The organism is Microvirga sp. CF3016 (genome assembly GCF_036314085.1).
Classification (GTDB): Bacteria; Pseudomonadota; Alphaproteobacteria; order Rhizobiales; family Beijerinckiaceae; genus Microvirga.
The window spans coordinates 41,156-58,130 of sequence record NZ_JAYGGM010000014.1 but is presented as its reverse complement, the minus strand read 5'-3'; the positions used below and the strand labels follow the sequence as shown (position 1 = coordinate 58,130).

The following is a 16,975-nucleotide window of genomic DNA, read 5'->3' as shown; positions in this document are numbered from 1 at the left end:
TCCCCGGATGACCCCTTCCGGACCTTGGCCCCGGTACGAAAACATCGATCAATCAAGTCTGGTCCACGCGCAGTTACACGATTCGAAGGTTATTGGTGGTCCCAGCCGTTCCGAATGGCATACGGGCCACAACGACGATGAACTCGGGGGAGTGGGCCAAGCCCTCGGACCGTGCATGTGCTTCGGCCTGTTCCACCATCTCCTCATAGGTGTAGATGTCCTCCGAGTGGACGCTGTGGGCACCCCGGAGCAGGCACAGACGCCGTGCCACGTTCCCGTCCGGCGTGACGGCGAGGATCGCGACATCCGGCCGGGTCCGGGCGATGCGGCTCGCGGTGGTGCCGCTTGAGGTGTAGGCGACGATGCAGGGAGCGTGGATTGCCTGAGCCAGATCAGCCGAGGCGCTGGCAACGGCATGGGGCGGGCTCTCCTCGATCTCCGACCGGAGAGCCGTGACGATGGATTGTTAGGCCTTGTCCTGCTCGGTTTGGCTGATGATGCGGTCCATCATCGCAACCGCCTCGATTGGGCACTGGCCCGCGGCGGCCTCGGCCGACAACACCACCGCATCGGCCCCGTCATAGATCGCCGTTGCCACATCGGAAGCCTCGGCCCGGGTTGGCGTCGAGGCACCGACCATCGAGTCGCGCATCTAGGTTGCGATGATTACGGGCTTCACCGCCAGACGGCACAGGCGGATCAGTTCCTTCTGACGCCAGGCACCTCCTCCGGCTTGGCATGGCGTTGTCGGCGCATGGTTCGTTTGACCTTCCTGGCGGATCCGTCAGAGGAGGCCGATGGAGATGGCGGGCACGAGAGCGATCGCCACGAGCCCGAGGACGAGCGCACCCAGATAGAACCAGACCGTCTTCATCGCCGCGTCGGGATCGACCTTGCCGATCGAGCAGGCGATGTAGTGGCCGATGCCCACGGGAGGCGCGAACAATCCGATGTTCATGGCGACCACCACGACCATCGCGTAGTGAACGCTGTGAATGCCCAAATCCTTCGCGATGGGGAACATCAGCGGAGCCAGCAGCACGATCGCCGGTAGACCCTCGAGCAGGCAGCCGAGCAGGAGGAAGGTCACGATCGTGACCACCATAAATACGATCCAGCCTCCAGGAAGGCCTTTCATCACTTCTGCGAGATACATGGCGAAGCCGGTCTGCGTCAGCGCCCATGCGGCGGCCGAGGCCGTACCGAGGATGAGCAGGATCGCGCCTGTCATGGCCGCGGTCTCAATCAGCATGCGGTACATGTCGCGGATCCTGATGCCGCCGTAGAGCAGCATGCCGGCGATTCCTGCATACAGCACCGCGATCGTCGAGACCTCCGTGGCCGTCGCAACGCCTTCGGTCACCGCGCCACGCACGAGGAAGGGCAGGACGAGAGCGGGCGCCGCGAACACCAGTGCCTTGCCGATGAGCTTCATCGGCGCGCGGCGGACGCCTTCGAGGTTTTCGGACCGGGCCTTCCAGCGCGCCGCGACCGCCAGGATGACCAGCAGGAACAGCGCTACGATGAAGCCGCTGGCAAAAAGGGCCGCAATGGAGATGCCGGCAACGGACCCGATCACAATCAGGACGATGCTGGGAGGAACGGTGTCCGCCATGATGGCGCCCGTACCCAGAAGCGCTACCATCTCCTCCGGCTTGTTGCCGCGCCGCTTCATTTCGGGAAACAGCGCCGGGGCGACGGTCGCCATGTCCGACACCTTCGAGCCCGAGATGCCCGAGACCAGGTAGAGCGAGCCAAGCATCACGTAGGACATGCCGGCGCGCACGTGGCCCAGCATCGAGCCGAGGAAGTCGACGATGGCCTTGCCCATGCCGGTTGCGTCGAGGATGCATCCCAGGAGAACGAAGACCGGCACCGAGAGCAGGATCAAGCTCGACATGCCCTCGTCCATGCGTCCGACGATCACGGTCAGCGGCAGTTTCGTCGAGAAGAGCAGGAAGGCGAGCGCACCCGAGCCGAAGCAGAAGCCGATCGGTACCCCGATTGCAAGGCAGATGGCGATCACGCCCACCAGCAGCACGAGGATGTTTGCCTTGCCGAGCTGGGCGAAGACAGGCGTCATCAGCCATAGAACGAGCACGGCGGCGGCGACAGCGCCAATGCTGATCACCATGTCCCTGACGCTCGTCTCGCGCAGGAACTTCGCCACGAGCGCAATCAGCATCAGGACGATGCCAAGCGGGATGCCGGCAATGCGCCAGGCCATGGAAATCTCGAGGCCCGGCGAGACGATGTCGCCCTCGAAGTAGGTGTGCTCGATAGCGGAGGGCAGGAGGGCGCCGAGGAATGCTGCCATGATCACGAGGCCGACCGCCTCCAGAACCTGCCTCGCCCGCGGCCGCACGGCATTCACGAGAATGGCCAGCCGCATGTGCTCATTGCGGTCGATGGCGATCACGGAGCCGAACATCACGATCCAGAGGAACATGAAGGAGGCGATTTCGTCCGCGGCCGTGATCGGGGAACCGAGCGCGTAGCGCCAGAACACGCTGGCCAGCACAAGGCCGATCAACCCGACGATGAGGGCCGCCGAGATCGCTTCGATCGGGCGCATGAGGATGCCGAGGCTCGAGCGATGCGATACGCCGGGCTCGTCCACGCCGGCCGCCGAGGTCGGTGCATGCGAGTCAAGGGTGGTGACGTTGGGGGTGAGGGCATCGACCATAGGCTGCTCCCTTCGTGCCGAAGCGCGTTTCGCCGGGACCGCAGCCCGGGTTGGGGGCTGCGGTTCGATTACTGTGTTGGTTGGGCCTGATCCTGGTCGAACGTTTGCCCGAACCCAAGCATCGGGTGCCGATTGATCAGGCCAGCTTACCGGAGGATTCCTCAAGCAGGCTCCACGCCTCTTCACCGAACTTCCCACGCCACTCCTTGTAGAAGCCAGCCTCGGAGAGCCTGTTGCGGAACGGGGCAGGATCAACGTCGTTGAACACCATCCCGGCAGCGGCCAGATCCTTGCGCAGGCTGATGTTCTGCTGCGCGACGTCCTCGCGCTGGGCCAGGCAGGCGTTGTTGAGGATCTTTGCGACCGTCTCCTGCAAGTTCGGCGGCACCTGGCTCCACGCGCGGCGGTTGATCAGGAACCACCAGCCGTCCCACATGTGGTTGGTGACCGAGGCGTACTTCTGCACTTCGTTGAGCTTCGCGGCCGCGATGATCGCGGGAGGGTTCTCCTGGCCGTCGACGACCTTGGTCTGGAGCGCGGTATAGACCTCCGCGAAGTTCATCCCGGTCGGCGCCGCTCCGAGCGCCTTGAACAGGGACAGCCATAGCGCGCTCACGGGCACGCGGATCTTCATGCCGCGCAGGTCGTCCGGCTGCGTGATCGGCTTGGCGCTGTTCGTGATCATCCGGAAGCCGTTGTCCCAGACCTTGTCGAGCACCATGATCCCGCTTTTGGTGACCTGTCCACGGAGGTTTGCGCCGAGCTTTCCATCGAGCGCGCTCCACACGGCCGGGTAGTCCTTGAAGGCGAAGCCGACACCGGAGATCGCCGCTGCCGGGACGAGGGTCGACAGCACGTTCACGCCGGAGTTCAGGAAGCACTCCAGCGCACCGGAGCGAAGCTGGGACAGCATGTCCGAGTCGGCGCCGAGCTGGTTGTTGGGGAACAACTGAAACTCGAACTGTCCGTTCGTCTCGGTCTTCACCTGCTCGGCGGCTTTGCTGAGGTGGACGTTGAGCGGATGGGAAGCCGGTACGTTGGTGCCGATCTTGAAGGTGTATTCGGCGGCGTGGGCGTAGCGGATCGGCAGCGCCGCGGTGATGGCGGTGCCACCGACGAGGGCAGCGAAGCTGCGGCGCGTGATGCTCTTGGACATGGTTTCCTCCTGGTTTTGCCTGTGGGCTTTGGTTATCGGGTCTGATCAGCTTGAGGGTGCGGCCTTGTCGCCGCGGAACATCAGGCCGGCGGCGCGGAAGCCTCCGTCGACGTTCAGGGTGTGGCCGTGGATGTACCGGCTCTCATCGGAGCTGAGGAAGACGGCCGCGTCGGCGATCTCCTCGGGCGTTCCGTAGCGCGTCATGGGGATCAGGTAGTTGTAGGCGGCGCGCGTCGCCTGGTCGTGCGCGAACTTCGCCATCTCGGTCTCGATGGCACCGGGCGCGATGTTGTTGACGTTGATGCCGAACTCGGCAAGCTCCACGGCCATGACCTTGGTCAGGAGCTCGAGGCCCGCCTTCGCTGATCCGTACGCGGCGCGGCCGTGGCCGCCGCGCTGGCCGGAGAGCGAGGCGATGTTGATGATCTTGCCGCTTCGGTGCTTGACCATCTCGCGGGCACAGGCCTGCGCCACGAAAAAGGCACCGGTCAGGTTGATCGAGATCGTCCGGTTCCATTCCTCGGGCGTGATGTCGAGGAATGGAGTGTTCCCGCCGATACCGGCATTGTTCACGAGGATGTCGACCCGCCCGTAACGGTCGACGATGGCCTGAACCATTCCGCGGACCAAGGCCTCGTCGGCGACGTTCACCGCGAGGGCAAGTCCGTCGGAGGCGCCGAGAGCATCCAAGGCCTGCCGTGCGCCCTGCTCGTTGATGTCGGCGATGACCGGTATCGCGCCTTCCGCGACGAAGGCCTTGGCGATGGCAAGGCCGATGCCGCGCGCTCCGCCCGTCACCAGCGCGATCTTTCCCTGTAGTCTCATTTGTCCTCCTCCCGGGCGGTGCCCGTCATTCAAGTTCGTTGCGATGCCCCGTCGCGTACGGCGCAGAAGAAATCGTCCCCGCCGACCTGACCGCCCTTGAGTGCGATCTCCAACCCGTCCCGGGTGGGATCGGTGGAGTGGGCGCGGCACAGGGGGGAGCCTGGTGCCATGGGGGCGACGGCGGTGAGCGCGTCGATCCCCAGCATCGAGGCCGCGTGGCTCGAGGTGTCGCCACCGGAGATGACCGCCCGCCGCAGCTTGGCTTCGCGGACCACCGTGTCGAGGATGCGGCCGAGGCCGGAGCCGATCCGGTCGTTCACGATCTCGGCCGAGACGCCGGCGGTCGCCACCGCCTGCCGTAGGGCGGCCACGGCCGGGTCGTCCGGGCCGGCCGCGGTAAAGACCAACGGGTTGCTGCCTTCCGAGAGCGCACGCAGGGCGTCCCGGGACGCGTGCACGATCTCCTTCTCCCACGCAGGCTCGTCTACGGCCTTGGTGGCGTCGATGCGGATGCCGCTGAAACCGTGGATGATTGAATAGGCGATCTGGCTCGCCGTGACCGGTGAGACCGAGCCCGACACGCAGGCGATGCGGTCAACGCTTCCGACTGGCGACGCGGGCTTCCTATCCGGCAGCAACCCTGAGGCATGCCAATAGGCCGCCAGGGCAGCCTCGAGGCCCTGCGAGCCGACAGTAAAGACCTGTGCGGCACCGCGCTCCCAGACGAGGCGGCCCGCCTCGATCAATGTCTCCTCATCGAGCACATCCAGGGATACGACCCTCGCGCCGGAGGCGAGAGCATCGGCGAGGCGTGCATCGGCTTGCCCGCGCTTCATGGCAACGAAGTCGACGAGACCGACGGGCTTGTCTGTCTGCTTCGCGAGGTGACGGCCGAGGTCGGACTCGTCCATCGGCGTGACCGGGTGCTTGGACATCGTCGGGTGCCGGTCGAGCCGGTATCCCTTGCCCTGCGCCAGCGCGAACAGGTGCCCGAAGCTCTGGAAGCGGCCCATCCCCGGATCGCCTACGACCATCGGGATCCAGCCGTCGAACAATCCGGCCGCAATGTCGATGGCCCGCCCGATCGAGCCGATGTGGGGGGCGGAATCAAAGGTCGAGCAAACCTTGTAGTGCACGACCGGCGTGCCGAGCGAGTGCAGCAGCGTGAAGACTGGCGGCAGGTTCCGGTCCATCCAGTCGGGATCGCGCGAGCGCGCCACGCCGGCAACGCCGATGCCGCGGTAGGTGCCAAACGCCCGCAGGCGCTCCGAGGTCGGCGGAGCGAGGAACAGCACGGTATCCAGTCCGGCGAAGGCGAGCGCCTCCATCGCCGCCGAGGATCCGGTGTAATCGTCGCCGTAGAACGCCACGAGGGGGCCTTCCGGTAAAGGGCGATGCGGGCTCATGCAGCCATCTCCAGGGCACGGCCGAGCTCGGGATGCGTCCGTGCATGCTCCTCGAGCGGGATACCGGCGATCGTCGCATCCCATGCCTCGCGCAGGGCCCTCACGCCGGCCGCGGGGCCGTCCGGATGGGCCATGATGCCGCCGCCGGCCGTCACGATCAGGTCGGTGGAGTTCAGGCCCGCGTAGGTCCCGGGAACCTGCCGCGCCGACTGGCCGGAGGAGAACACCGGCATCACTGTGCACGGTTTGTCGTCGAACATCGGCGTCAGGCAGGCCTGTGCCGATGCGATCACGCTGTCATCGTCCTCGGAGAACTTGTTTTGCAGCCCGTTCACGTGCATGTGGTCCGCGCCGGCCAGCCGCCATAGCTTTTGCCAGGCGACATAGGACCAGCCGAGCAACGGATGTCGCGAGAGATAGCCCCAGCCGTTGCGGTGCGCGTGGATCGGCAATTCCGAGAACCGGCCGAGCTCGATCATGCCGGCAAGCCCGACCGAGTTGAGGCTTGCCATGATGCATGTGCCGCCGAGATCCCGGACAAGGTCGTGGCGGCGGCGCATCTGGTCGATCTCGCCGGTAAGATTGAAGGCATACATCGCCTTCTTGCCGGTCCGGTCCGCATGATCGTTGATGACGCGCATCACGGCTCGCACACGCTCATCGAACGGGCAGTTGGGGCCATCCGATTGCAGTTCGTCGTCCTTGATGAAGTCGATCCCGGCCTCACAGAGATCCTTGACCATGGCAGCCGTTGCCTCGGCGTCGAGACCCACGCTCGGCTTGATGATGGTGCCGATCAGGGGGCGGCCGTGAACGTCCGCCAGCCGGCGTGTGCCCTCGACCCCGAAGCGGGGACCGGCATAGGCTGCGCCGAAAGCGGCCGGCAGGCGGATGTCGAGCAGGCGCAGGCCGCTGACATCCTTCAGCTCGAACAGGTTGCCGGCCACGGTCGCGACAAGGTTCGGCAGGGAAGGGCCGATCGTCGCCAAGGGCCATGACAGGGTGATGAGCGCCCGAGTGATGCGCTCGCCGGACTTCGGCGGGTGTGCCGACGGGAGGGAGCGCTGCGCGACTGGCTCGTCAAGGACGACGAGCCGGGTCACCCGGGCGGCCGACCGCTCCTTGAGTTCGGGCGTTTCACCGGGAACCGTCACGAAGGTACCGCTCGACTGCTCGCCGGCGATGATCTCGGCCGCACGTTCGGGGGCGATCGGGGTCTCGAGGAGGTAGTCGGCTTCGAAGCGATCAATCAGCATGGTCGTTCCTGACGAAAAAGGGGTGAGGTGCGGGACATCGGTCGGGCTTCAGGCCGCGCGGCAACTGAGCCCGCCATCGACCGGGAGGCTGACGCCCGTGATGTAGGCGGCATCGTCCGAGGCCAGGAACAGGGCCGCCTTGGCGATATCCCAGGCCGTGCCCATCTTGCCGGTCGGGCAGGCGGCATCGCGGGCCGCCACCATGGCATCGGCATCAGGGTATTGCCCGGAAATCTGCTGGAAGATCAGTGGCGTGTTCATCAGGCCCGGCATGATCGCGTTCACGCGGATGCCGTCCCTGGCGTATTGCAGGGCCAGTCCCATGGTGAAGTTGTTCACTGCCGCCTTGGCGGCGTAGTAGGCGGTATAGGGATAGCCCGTGTACCGGATCGCGGCGATCGACGAGACGTTGACGATCGCGCCGGATTTCCGCTCCAGCATGTGCGGCAGCACGTGCTTGCAGGTGATGAAGCAGCTCTTGACGTTGAGGTCGAAAGTCCGCTGCCATGCGGCCTCGTCGAGCTCGATCGGGCCGCCCATCGTGGCGTAGCCGACATTGTTGTGGAGCACGTCGATGCGGCCATGCTCATGCACGGCGTTGGAAACGAGATCGGAAACGGCAGCCGAGTCGGTGACGTCACAGGCATAGGCCGAGGCGCGGCCGCCCTTGCGGGTGATGATGCCTGCCGTTTCCTCGGCGGCAGCCTCGTCGATGTCGACGCAGATGACGTGCGCGCCGTTGGAAGCGAACAGGGCGGCCGTAGCCTTGCCGTTGCCCCAGCCGGGCCCGACGGATCCGGCTCCGAAGACAATGGCAACCTTGTCCTTCAACCGTTCCGTCATGGCGTAACTCCCGGTTTGATAAGGTCGATTTTTCTTGATTGGGACTGACCCTAGATGCCGCGCCTGGTCTGCGACATTGCAAATCGACGCAGTATGGTGTGAGATTTCCTGACACCAAGGGATTGCCGAGACCCGTGCCATGCCACTGCCCCGCCTGCCCTTGAATGCCCTTCGCGCCTTTGAGACGACAGTTCGGTTGGGCAGCATGTCGGCCGCAGCAGCCGAACTCGGCGTCACCCATGGTGCCGTCAGCCGGCACATCCGGGAGCTGGAGGCCCAGTTCGGCCTACCGCTCCTGCTTCGGCTGCCGAAATCCGTTGCGCCGACGCCGGCGGGTTCCCAGCTTGCCGTCAACCTGGCACAGGCCTTCGAACTCATGCATCAAGGCGTGGCGCGCCTTGCCCCGGGGCCGCTGACCCTGTCGTGCTCCGCAACCATCGCGATGAACTGGCTCATTCCCCGGCTGCGGACGTTCAAGCGCGACAATCCCACGATCGAGGTCCGCCTCAACATCAACTACGGCGTGGTGGATTTCGTCCGGGAAGAGGTGAGCCTGGCGATCCGCTTAAGCACGTATCACGCACCGGAGGACGTGATCGTCAGGCCGCTGCTGCGCGAGGACGTGGGCCCTATCTGCCACCCCGACTACGCGGATCGGCTGGAACTGCACGAACCAGCAGATCTCACGCGGGCACGCATCCTGGGCACGGCGACGCGCACCGACGCCTGGTCCGAGTGGCTGACCGTGATCGGCCGATCGGACCTGAACCTCCGGGTGCACGAGACGTACGACCACCACTATCTGCTGATCCAAGCTGCCTCATACGGTCTGGGCATTGCGATGGCACCGCGCATCCTAGTGGCAGACCAGATCGAGCGAGGTCATTTGGTTGCTCCTCTTGGGTTCGTCCCGGGACCCCACGAGCTGCATCTTTGGATCGCACCGCATGTCCGCGCGCGTGAGGATGTACGGCACCTCTCAAGATGGATTCAGGATGAGATGGCGCGTCACGCGACCGCTGGGACCGGAGCCACTCTCGATACGGCAGTCGCACAAGGAGTAAGGACAGGTTCGGACGCTTGAACTAAATCGGGAAGCAGGCCAGGTTGATGCCCTGCTATGTTAATGTCGGCTAGTGGCACATCCCGGAAGTAGAGCGTACGTCCGCATTTGAGCGGAAGAACGGACATTCATGAAGGGCAGGGGATCGTCGCCGCCTGACCCACTCCGGACCTACCGCATTCGGTAGTCACACTGGAGCAACGGTCGGTACAAGCTCGCGCGCTCAGAAGCGGGCGCTGAGGCCGAGCACGGGCCCATGCTGGAGCATGTCGAACTCGTAGCGCTGCCGGCCTTCACCCTGGACATAGTCGACGTACAGCGCCCGATAGCCGATCACGCCCGAGAAGGTGATGCCCTGATACGTGCCGAACTCGAACCCGTAGGCGCCGATGGCCTGCCAGGAGAAGTCGCTGCCGACGCCGAACCCGCCTATGTCTCCGCGGAGGAGGAGTTCGTGTCCCGGCGCTACGGTGTAGCGCAGCCGTGCACCGATGACGGGATCGAGCCAGTCGACGGAGCCGGAGCGGGCAAACGCCCGGGAGCCCGCCACCTCAAGATCTCCGACCTGGACCGCGGCTGTGACGTCGAGCGAGAGGTCCGCCTCCTGATGCCAGTAGCGGGCTCCGGCGAGCACATCAAAGGCGACCGGCCCGAAGCGGGTGACCTCATAGGCGGCGCCGACTTCGGCAATGACCATCTCGATGTTGAGGCCGAGGGAGGTACTGAGGGTCCCCGACATCCCAGGGGCAAGCGCACGGCTGCGGACGTCATCACCCTCAAACCCGATCTTGGTCCAGGCCACGTTGCCCAACAGGGCGAACGGGCCGTTGCGGGCTTCGAAGTCGCCCATCAGGGCCACCAGCGTGTCGCTGTTCTCGACGATGTCAATGAAGCTTGCATCCACCTTCACAGAGCGTCCGCGCACCGTCTGTGTGCCGTCGAGCGCGGTGAGCCAGCCATAGGGCGTGAAGCGGTAAGTCCAGGATGGTGGGGTCGGCAGCGCCTCGACGATGGGAAGTGGGGCTGCCGGTACGTCGGCCGCAACTGCCGCACCGCCTGTTCCGGCGAGAATTCCGAACGACAGGATGGCGTGGCGGGGCAAGCACCGCAACCGCATATCCGTCAGCATGGTTTGACCAATCCTTTTCATCCGGACCTCCCCGCGATCCCCTTTCGGGCATCTGAACATACCCGTCTCCAGAATGCCACCACTCACCCGCAACGGCAGGACCGTCATGGGCGTCGACGCCTGCCGATCCTTACTGCGCGGCCGGGAAGACGATCTTCCAATCCCGTTTCATGTCGACGACGAGCCAGTGATCCACCGCCGCAGCATCGAGCGCCTTGTCGAGTTTGCCCATATGCGACTGGCGGTCGTAGGCGTATTCCCGCTCCGCATCGGTGTGATGCACCACGACGCCGAGCCTGCGCTTGCCCGCCTCGGTCGTCCATTGCAGCATCTCAAGGTCACCGTCCGAGTTACCGAAGGCCGCGATGGGCCGGCGGCCGATCCCCTGGTTGATACCGACCGGCTTGCCAGGACCGTCATCGACGAAGTCGACTCGAGGCAAGCGGAAAAGGATCGGTTTTCCGTCGCGGCGCTCGAATTTAGTCACGATGCGGGAGCCGACGACCTGTTCGGGCGGAATGCCGTAGCGCTGCTCGGCAAAGGACCGGATGAACTCGGCTCCCCCGCCAGACGCGATGTAGGTCTTGAACCCGTTGGCGCGCATGTAGGCCAAGACTTCGAGCATAGGCTGATACACGAGCTCGTCATAGCGGCGGCCGAAGCGGGGGTGTCTGGCGGTCGAGAGCCACTCCGTGACCGTTTGCCGGAACTCCTCCGGCGTCATGCCAGCATGGGTCGCAGCGACAATCTCGACGGCTCCCTTCTCGCCGGCTGCCGCGAGGGCCGCCATGTCGCCTTCGAGCACTGCCTTGAAGGGCTGCGTGTCCTTCCATTCCGGATGCTGAGGCTCCAGCGCCTTGACCCGGTCGAGCGCATAGGCGAACTGCACGTACATCGGCTGTTCGATCCACAGCGTGCCGTCATTGTCGAACGTGGCAACCCGCTCCGGTGGCGGAACGAAGTCGGGGGAGCCTTCCCGGGTCACGTCCGTGACGAAGGCGACGATCGCCTGTTTCGTCGGGCCGTCGTTCCACGACGGTAGTGGGTCGGTTTGGGCGACGGCCATCGGGATCCCAGTTGCGACCAGGGCCATGATGCCAAGCCAGGACAGGCGAATTCGCATGTGCGCCTCCCGTTCCAGTAGTCATTCAATGCGCTGACGCGAGTGCTGCGTCAGGAGTCGTCAGACCCGTCCTTGCACCGGTAGCCGATGAAGCATTGCGGATTGTTGGAGCTAGGCACCCACGCCGGCTCAGGGAACTGGTCGACCGTGCATTCCGTCCCGCTCCTGACGAAGCGCGCGTAGGTCGAGGGTCCGGTATCAAGGACGACGGCGCCATCCCTCATGACGAGTTGGCGGTTGGCCGCGCACGTGCGCTGGGACGTCGGTGGCCCGACCTGTGCAGTCGCAGCCGTCGCAACCAAAGTAACAGCAAGTGCTAATAGCAGGGTTCTCATCATCGTTTCCTCCCCGGTTTTCGAAGTGAATACCCCTTCAGCAGTCCGCGCAGATACCCTTCTCGACCTCGCGCTCGATCCGCCTGTTTTGCTGCTCCAACTGCCGGGTGGCCGTCGCGTCGTCCATCGAGAACTCGTTCTTCGGCGATGTCGCTGCGTCCCGCTCCAGCGTCCTTTCAGAGGGGATGATGATTTCGCGAGTGCGCGGAGCAGACTTGGAATCCTGATTCTGAGCTTGTCCTGGCATGATGGTCGCCAGACACGAGAGGGCGGCGAGAATAATGACACGTTGCATGGTCAATCCTCCTGCTTGCGAATGGCCCATCCTGTCGCAGGCGAACGGCACGGGAGCGTCGAGCCGAACCAGCCCCCAACAGATCTTCCTCCGCTCGGGTCGTAGTGCGGGGAGGACCATGTGGAGCACAGTCCTCCCCGGTCAGGTCAGTTTCCGGTGGGCATCGGTATGTTGACGCCTTCCTTCGCGAGCACCTCACGCACCGTCTGGAGCCGCTCGTAATCCGAGAGCGTGATCGGGCCGGTGTAGCCGTAGCTCTGCACCTTCCGCGGCGGATACTCGACGTAGGTCTTCATCACCTTCTTGAGTTCCTCCTCCATGACCACGCCCATCCAGGTGCGTTCGGTGAAGTTGTTCATGAAGATGTCGTAGCGCTCCTGCGGATCCTGCCAGAGGTCGAAGACCTGCGGGACCGTGGCGACGTACTTGCTCGCTCCTTTCCAACCGAGGTTGGTGTCGACCGCGAGGCCGCCGGTGGAGGCGCCGTCGTCGCCGCGCAGATTGAACAGGAACTTGTAGTTGTTGGTGCGGATCGCGCCGGGCGACAGCTCATTCTCCGTGAAATAGAACCACGACTTCCGGTCGGACTTGCCGGTCCCGAACAGCACCGGGGACATATCATGGCTGTCGAAGATGATCGGCTGGTTCTCTCGATCCCTCTCGGGCAGTTTCGTGCCTGCGACGGACGCGAACGTCGCCATCAGGTCGAGGCCGCCGAGGAGGTCGTGGTTCTTGGCGTTGGGCGCAATCTTGCCAGGCCACCACGCCATTGCCGGCACGCGGTTGCCGCCCTCGCGCAAGGTGCCCTTGGTGCCGCGTAATGGAGTGTAGCCGGCATCGGGATACACGTCCTGCCACGCCCCGTTATCCGTGGTGTAGAAGACGAGCGTGTTGTTGCCGCCGACCTGCCGGATCTTGTCCATGATACGCCCGATACGCGCGTCAAGCTCGACGACCGAATCGGCGTACTTGCTCTTGGACAGCGACTTGTGGACGTATTCCGGAGCCGGCATGTTGGGCTGGTGCACCTTCATGAAGTTGATGCTCATGAAGAACGGCTCGCGCGCCTGCGCCGCACGGTCGAGATAGTTGATCGAAGCCTTCTCGACGTACTCGTCGAAGAACGGGATCCCGATGACGCCCTTGTCGGGCGTGTTGACGTACTGGCCGTTGACCTTGAATTCCTCCCGTACCGGCTGACCGGCATTGCCCGACAACGCTCCCTTGGTCACCCGCTGGAACATCTCCCGCAGCTCCGTAGGCATGTCAGGGAACCAGGTGGGATCGGCATAGGTGTAGGCATTGAGGTGATAGAGGCCGGCATATTTCATCTCATCATAGCCCTGGGCGTTGGGCAGCGCGTAATCGGCCTCGCCCAGGTGCCACTTGCCGGTGAAGAAGGTCCGGTACCCTGCCTGCTTGAGCACCGAGCCCAGAGTCCACTCGGCCGCCGGCAGGCCGCCGCCCTGGCCTTGGAAGGCCACGGTTGTCATGCCGCTGCGGTTCGGGATCCGCCCGGTCTGCATCGCCGCCCTGCCTGGGGTGCAACTCGGCTGGGCATAGAAAGAGAAGAAGGTCATGCCTTCGTTGGCGAGGCGGTCGATGTTGGGCGTCGGCATGCCGCGTCCCTGGCCGCCGCCATACGGGCCGAGGTCGCCGTAGCCCGTGTCGTCCGAGACGATCAGCACGATGTTGGGTTTCTGCTGCGGAGCTTGCGCGAACGTCGGGACGGCCATCGACGCGCTGATCAGGGCTGTGGCCCCGAACAGGGCGGTTTTGGCGCGCATGCGCCGGACGCGGAATCTACTGTCGGTGTTCTGTGGGGACGCACGATCTCTGGTCATGAGGAACTCCTCTCCCTGATGATGCAGCGGAAGCCGACATGGCTGGTCGAGGTGTCGACCGGCTGCGGGTGGCGCGCTGCCGGTCGGTAGCGGCGGCAGTAATTGGGCGCGCACAGGTGCGAGCCGCCCTTCAGGACCCGGCGCGGTATCCGCGTTTCCGGCTGGCACGGGTCATAGCTCTGGTCCTCGCGGCCGCCGCGCGGGTTCTCGGGGATGCAGCAGGCTTTCGGTGCATCGGCAGGGTGCTTCGGCACGTAGAAGTCGGTGGTCCATTCCCAGACGTTGCCGATCATGTCGTAGAGGCCGTAGCCGTTCTGCGGGAAGGCGGTGACGGGCGAGGTGCGCTCGAAGCCGTCCTGCGCCAGGTTCTGGAACGGGAAGGCGCCCTGCCAGGTGTTCGCCATCTGGCGCCCCTCCGGCGCAAGCTCGTCACCCCAGGCGAACTCGGCCCCGTCGAGGCCGCCGCGGGCCGCAACCTCCCACTCGGCCTCGGTCGGCAGGTCCTTGCCGGCCCAATGGGCGTACGCCAGCGCATCGGCGAAGGTCACGTGCACGACGGGGTGGTTGTCGAGTCCGTGGATATTGCTCTTCGGGCCGTGGGGATGGCGCCAGTCGGCGCCCTTGAGCAGGACCCACCACTGACCCCAGTTCCGGAGATCGACCGGATGATCCGGTGGCGTGAAGACGAGCGAACCCGCATACAGCATGTGGGGCAGGGCGCCGGGATAGTCCTTGGGATCGGGCCGCCGTTCGGCGAAGGTGACATGTCCGGTGGCACGGACGAAGTCGCGGAACTGGCGGTTGGTGACCGGCGTCCGGTCGATCCGGAACCCGTCGACGGTGACCCGGTGGACGGGTGCTTCCTCGGGATAGTGACGATCCGAGCCCAAGCGGAACGTGCCGCCGGGGACGAAGATCATGTCGGCGTACGAAGGGTTCGCGAACCCGTGGGCGTGATCATGCTGGAGTGTGGCCGGCGACATGGGCGTTGCTCCCGTCTGGGCAAGCCGCAGTATCGCCCAGCGCCTGGTCATCGGGCTATCAGGGTCCATCCTGAAATCGTTGGAGGCAGACCCTGATTTGTGCCTGCCGCCGGCCATGGGGCCAGAACCCCGCCTGAATGGAGCCGGGCTGGCCAATCCGCGGGTTCGTGCCGAAGTCGGGTCGACAGCGACCCGTTTCAGGGTTTAACCTGCATTACTGGACGAGGGCCCCGTCGCGACCCCGGCCCCGTTGCGTTGCCGTTGCGGCCGGAGACCGCCGTCATGAGCAATGGCACCGTCCCGGTGATTGCGCGATCCTTCTCGGGCATGCCGCTCCGGCTGCGGGGCCGCGTCGCCCTGACCTTCATGATGATAACCGTCGCGGCGTGCCTCGTGGCCGCGGCCCTGTTGCTCTCCCGCGCGGCCGAGGAGCGGCACGCGATCGAGCACCGTGCTCAGGAGGCTGCCAAGGCGCTCTCCTTCGGGTTCGATCAGGAGGTCGCCGCAGTCAATTACCTCCTCAAGGGACTGTCCAAGTCCCCGGCGCTCCTCTCGGGCGATACCAAGGCCTTCTATGACCAGCTCAAGGCCACCCCCGTTCCGGAAGGCTCCTGGTTGGTCCTGAACGACCTCGAGCGGCAGGTCGCCAACACCTTGCGCCCGTTCGGATCACCGTTGCCACGGCACGTCGACTTCCCGAACCACCAGGAGCAGCTCGACCGGATCCGGGATCGCAGGTGGTCGGTGTCCGGCCGGATGCTGGCTCCGTTGAAGGGCCGCATCATCGTGGCGCTCAGCCTCCGGCTCGACAAACCGGACGGCCGTATGAATGGACATCTGTCGATCACTCTGACGGAGGCGCGACTGGGTGCGATCCTCGATGACCAGACACTTCCGGCCGGCTGGATGAAGGGACTCTACGACCGCAAGTTCCAGCCGATCGTCGCCGACAGGGATAGTCACAAAGGCTCCGACCTCCCGGTTCCCGCCGCCCTGGCCATCCGCCTCGCCGATGCGGATCCGAACAGCACGATCACGGGAACCGTCGAGGCCGTCGATGACCGTGGGATCCCGGTCGTCGTCACCTTCCGGCGTTCGGGTACAACGAACTGGACCAGTGTGGTCACGGTGCCGCAGGCCGAGCTCAATGCACCCGTCACGGCTGCCCTGTGGCGGATGGCCGGACCGGCGGCTCTTCTCCTGGCCGCCGGAGGGGTTGCCGCGTGGTTCACGGCCCGTCAGGTCGAGGAGCCGCTCCGGACGCTGTCCGATCAGGTCACCGGCGCGAGGAAGCAGGTCAACGAATTGTCAGGCCAGTTGCTCGCGCTCCAGGAGGAGGAGCGGCAACGCATCGCCCGCGAGCTGCACGACTCGACGGCGCAGCACCTCGTGGCCGCGAGCCTCGGGCTGTCAGGCCTCGGGGCGCAAGTCCTTCCGCCGGGCCGCAAGGCCCTGGCGGAGATCGAGGGCCTGCTCACCGAGGCGCTTCGGGAACTGCGCATCTTCACCTATCTGCTGCATCCGCCGAACCTGGCGAAGGACGGCCTCCAGGCCACGCTGCGGGATTTTGCGGAAGGCTTCGCCGGGCGGACGGGGCTCGTCGCGCGGATCCGGATTCCCGAAGAGGTCGATAACCTGCCGCCGGCCCTCCAGCGCGCGATCCTGCGGGTGGTGCAGGAGGCCTTAACCAACGTGCACCGGCACGCCGATGCCTCGCATGTGTCGGTCAAGGCTCGGATCATGCCCGGACGGCTGGTGGTCCACATCCGCGACAACGGGCATGGGATGACAGGACGTGCCCGGCCAGACGGACCAATCCGGCTCGGCGTCGGCGTCGCGGGCATGCGGGCCCGCCTGGAGCACTTCGGCGGCGACCTGCGCATTCGGACGGGCCGGAGCGGCACCGCCATCGTCGCAATGGTCCCGGTGCCCGGTGCCGACCGGGCACCGGGACCTGCCGGGCGCCTGCGGATGCCGTGGCCATCGGGCCGAGCCAAGGCAGACGGCAAGGCCCTCTCCTGAAGATTCAGG

Annotated in this window: 13 protein-coding genes and 1 pseudogene; 2 read left to right on the top strand and 12 right to left on the bottom strand. The window is 65.3% G+C overall.

What is annotated here, in order from left to right:
• Positions 1 to 73: 73 nt before the first annotated feature.
• From VB672_RS19505 to VB672_RS19475, 7 genes and pseudogenes are all read right to left on the bottom strand, one after another.
• Positions 74 to 715: pseudogene (locus VB672_RS19505) on the bottom strand (pyruvate kinase); the annotation flags it as partial.
• Between the two features lie 69 nt (positions 716 to 784).
• On the bottom strand, positions 785 to 2,686 hold the full coding sequence (locus tag VB672_RS19500) for a TRAP transporter large permease (protein ID WP_329785871.1): 1,902 nt from the start codon (positions 2,684 to 2,686) through the stop codon (positions 785 to 787).
• 136 nt (positions 2,687 to 2,822) lie between these two features.
• Positions 2,823 to 3,842 carry a TRAP transporter substrate-binding protein gene (locus VB672_RS19495; protein WP_329785870.1) on the bottom strand — a complete coding sequence of 340 codons (1,020 nt, stop codon included), beginning with the start codon at positions 3,840 to 3,842 and terminating at the stop codon, positions 2,823 to 2,825.
• 45 nt (positions 3,843 to 3,887) lie between these two features.
• Positions 3,888 to 4,667 (bottom strand): SDR family NAD(P)-dependent oxidoreductase, encoded by a 780-nt coding sequence (locus VB672_RS19490; protein WP_329785869.1) that lies wholly within the window; start codon positions 4,665 to 4,667, stop codon positions 3,888 to 3,890.
• A 29-nt stretch (positions 4,668 to 4,696) separates the two neighbouring features.
• Complete coding sequence (locus VB672_RS19485; protein WP_329785868.1) at positions 4,697 to 6,073, bottom strand: four-carbon acid sugar kinase family protein; 1,377 nt, start codon at positions 6,071 to 6,073, stop codon at positions 4,697 to 4,699.
• Entirely contained in the window at positions 6,070 to 7,329 is a 1,260-nt protein-coding gene (locus VB672_RS19480) for a ribulose-bisphosphate carboxylase large subunit family protein (RefSeq protein WP_329785867.1), read from the bottom strand. Before VB672_RS19480 ends, VB672_RS19485 begins: the two co-directional genes overlap by 4 nt.
• 48 nt (positions 7,330 to 7,377) lie before the next feature.
• Positions 7,378 to 8,172 (bottom strand): SDR family NAD(P)-dependent oxidoreductase, encoded by a 795-nt coding sequence (locus VB672_RS19475; RefSeq protein WP_329785866.1) that lies wholly within the window; start codon positions 8,170 to 8,172, stop codon positions 7,378 to 7,380.
• A 139-nt stretch (positions 8,173 to 8,311) separates the two neighbouring features.
• Between VB672_RS19475 and VB672_RS19470 the strand changes: the two genes are divergently transcribed.
• Entirely contained in the window at positions 8,312 to 9,256 is a 945-nt protein-coding gene (locus VB672_RS19470; protein WP_329785865.1) for a LysR substrate-binding domain-containing protein, read from the top strand.
• A 202-nt stretch (positions 9,257 to 9,458) separates the two neighbouring features.
• On the opposite strand, the gene VB672_RS19465 is transcribed toward VB672_RS19470, so the two are convergent.
• The 5 genes from VB672_RS19465 to VB672_RS19445 form a co-directional block, all read right to left on the bottom strand.
• Entirely contained in the window at positions 9,459 to 10,337 is an 879-nt protein-coding gene (locus tag VB672_RS19465) for a hypothetical protein (protein WP_329785864.1), read from the bottom strand.
• A 157-nt stretch (positions 10,338 to 10,494) separates the two neighbouring features.
• The gene (locus tag VB672_RS19460; RefSeq protein ID WP_329785863.1) at positions 10,495 to 11,487 is read right to left on the bottom strand and encodes an HAD family hydrolase; all 993 of its coding nucleotides are present in this window, start codon (positions 11,485 to 11,487) and stop codon (positions 10,495 to 10,497) included.
• Positions 11,488 to 11,859: 372 nt separating this feature from the next.
• Positions 11,860 to 12,117 (bottom strand): hypothetical protein, encoded by a 258-nt coding sequence (locus tag VB672_RS19455; RefSeq protein WP_329785862.1) that lies wholly within the window; start codon positions 12,115 to 12,117, stop codon positions 11,860 to 11,862.
• A gap of 146 nt (positions 12,118 to 12,263) precedes the next feature.
• On the bottom strand, positions 12,264 to 13,961 hold the full coding sequence (locus VB672_RS19450) for an arylsulfatase (protein ID WP_442932121.1): 1,698 nt from the start codon (positions 13,959 to 13,961) through the stop codon (positions 12,264 to 12,266).
• Positions 13,958 to 14,881, bottom strand: coding sequence for a formylglycine-generating enzyme family protein (locus VB672_RS19445; RefSeq protein WP_329785943.1), 924 nt, complete (start codon positions 14,879 to 14,881; stop codon positions 13,958 to 13,960). The genes VB672_RS19450 and VB672_RS19445 overlap by 4 nt, the downstream gene beginning before the upstream one ends.
• Before the next feature lie 345 nt (positions 14,882 to 15,226).
• Between VB672_RS19445 and VB672_RS19440 the strand changes: the two genes are divergently transcribed.
• Complete coding sequence (locus VB672_RS19440) at positions 15,227 to 16,966, top strand: sensor histidine kinase (RefSeq protein WP_329785861.1); 1,740 nt, start codon at positions 15,227 to 15,229, stop codon at positions 16,964 to 16,966.
• Positions 16,967 to 16,975: the final 9 nt, after the last annotated feature.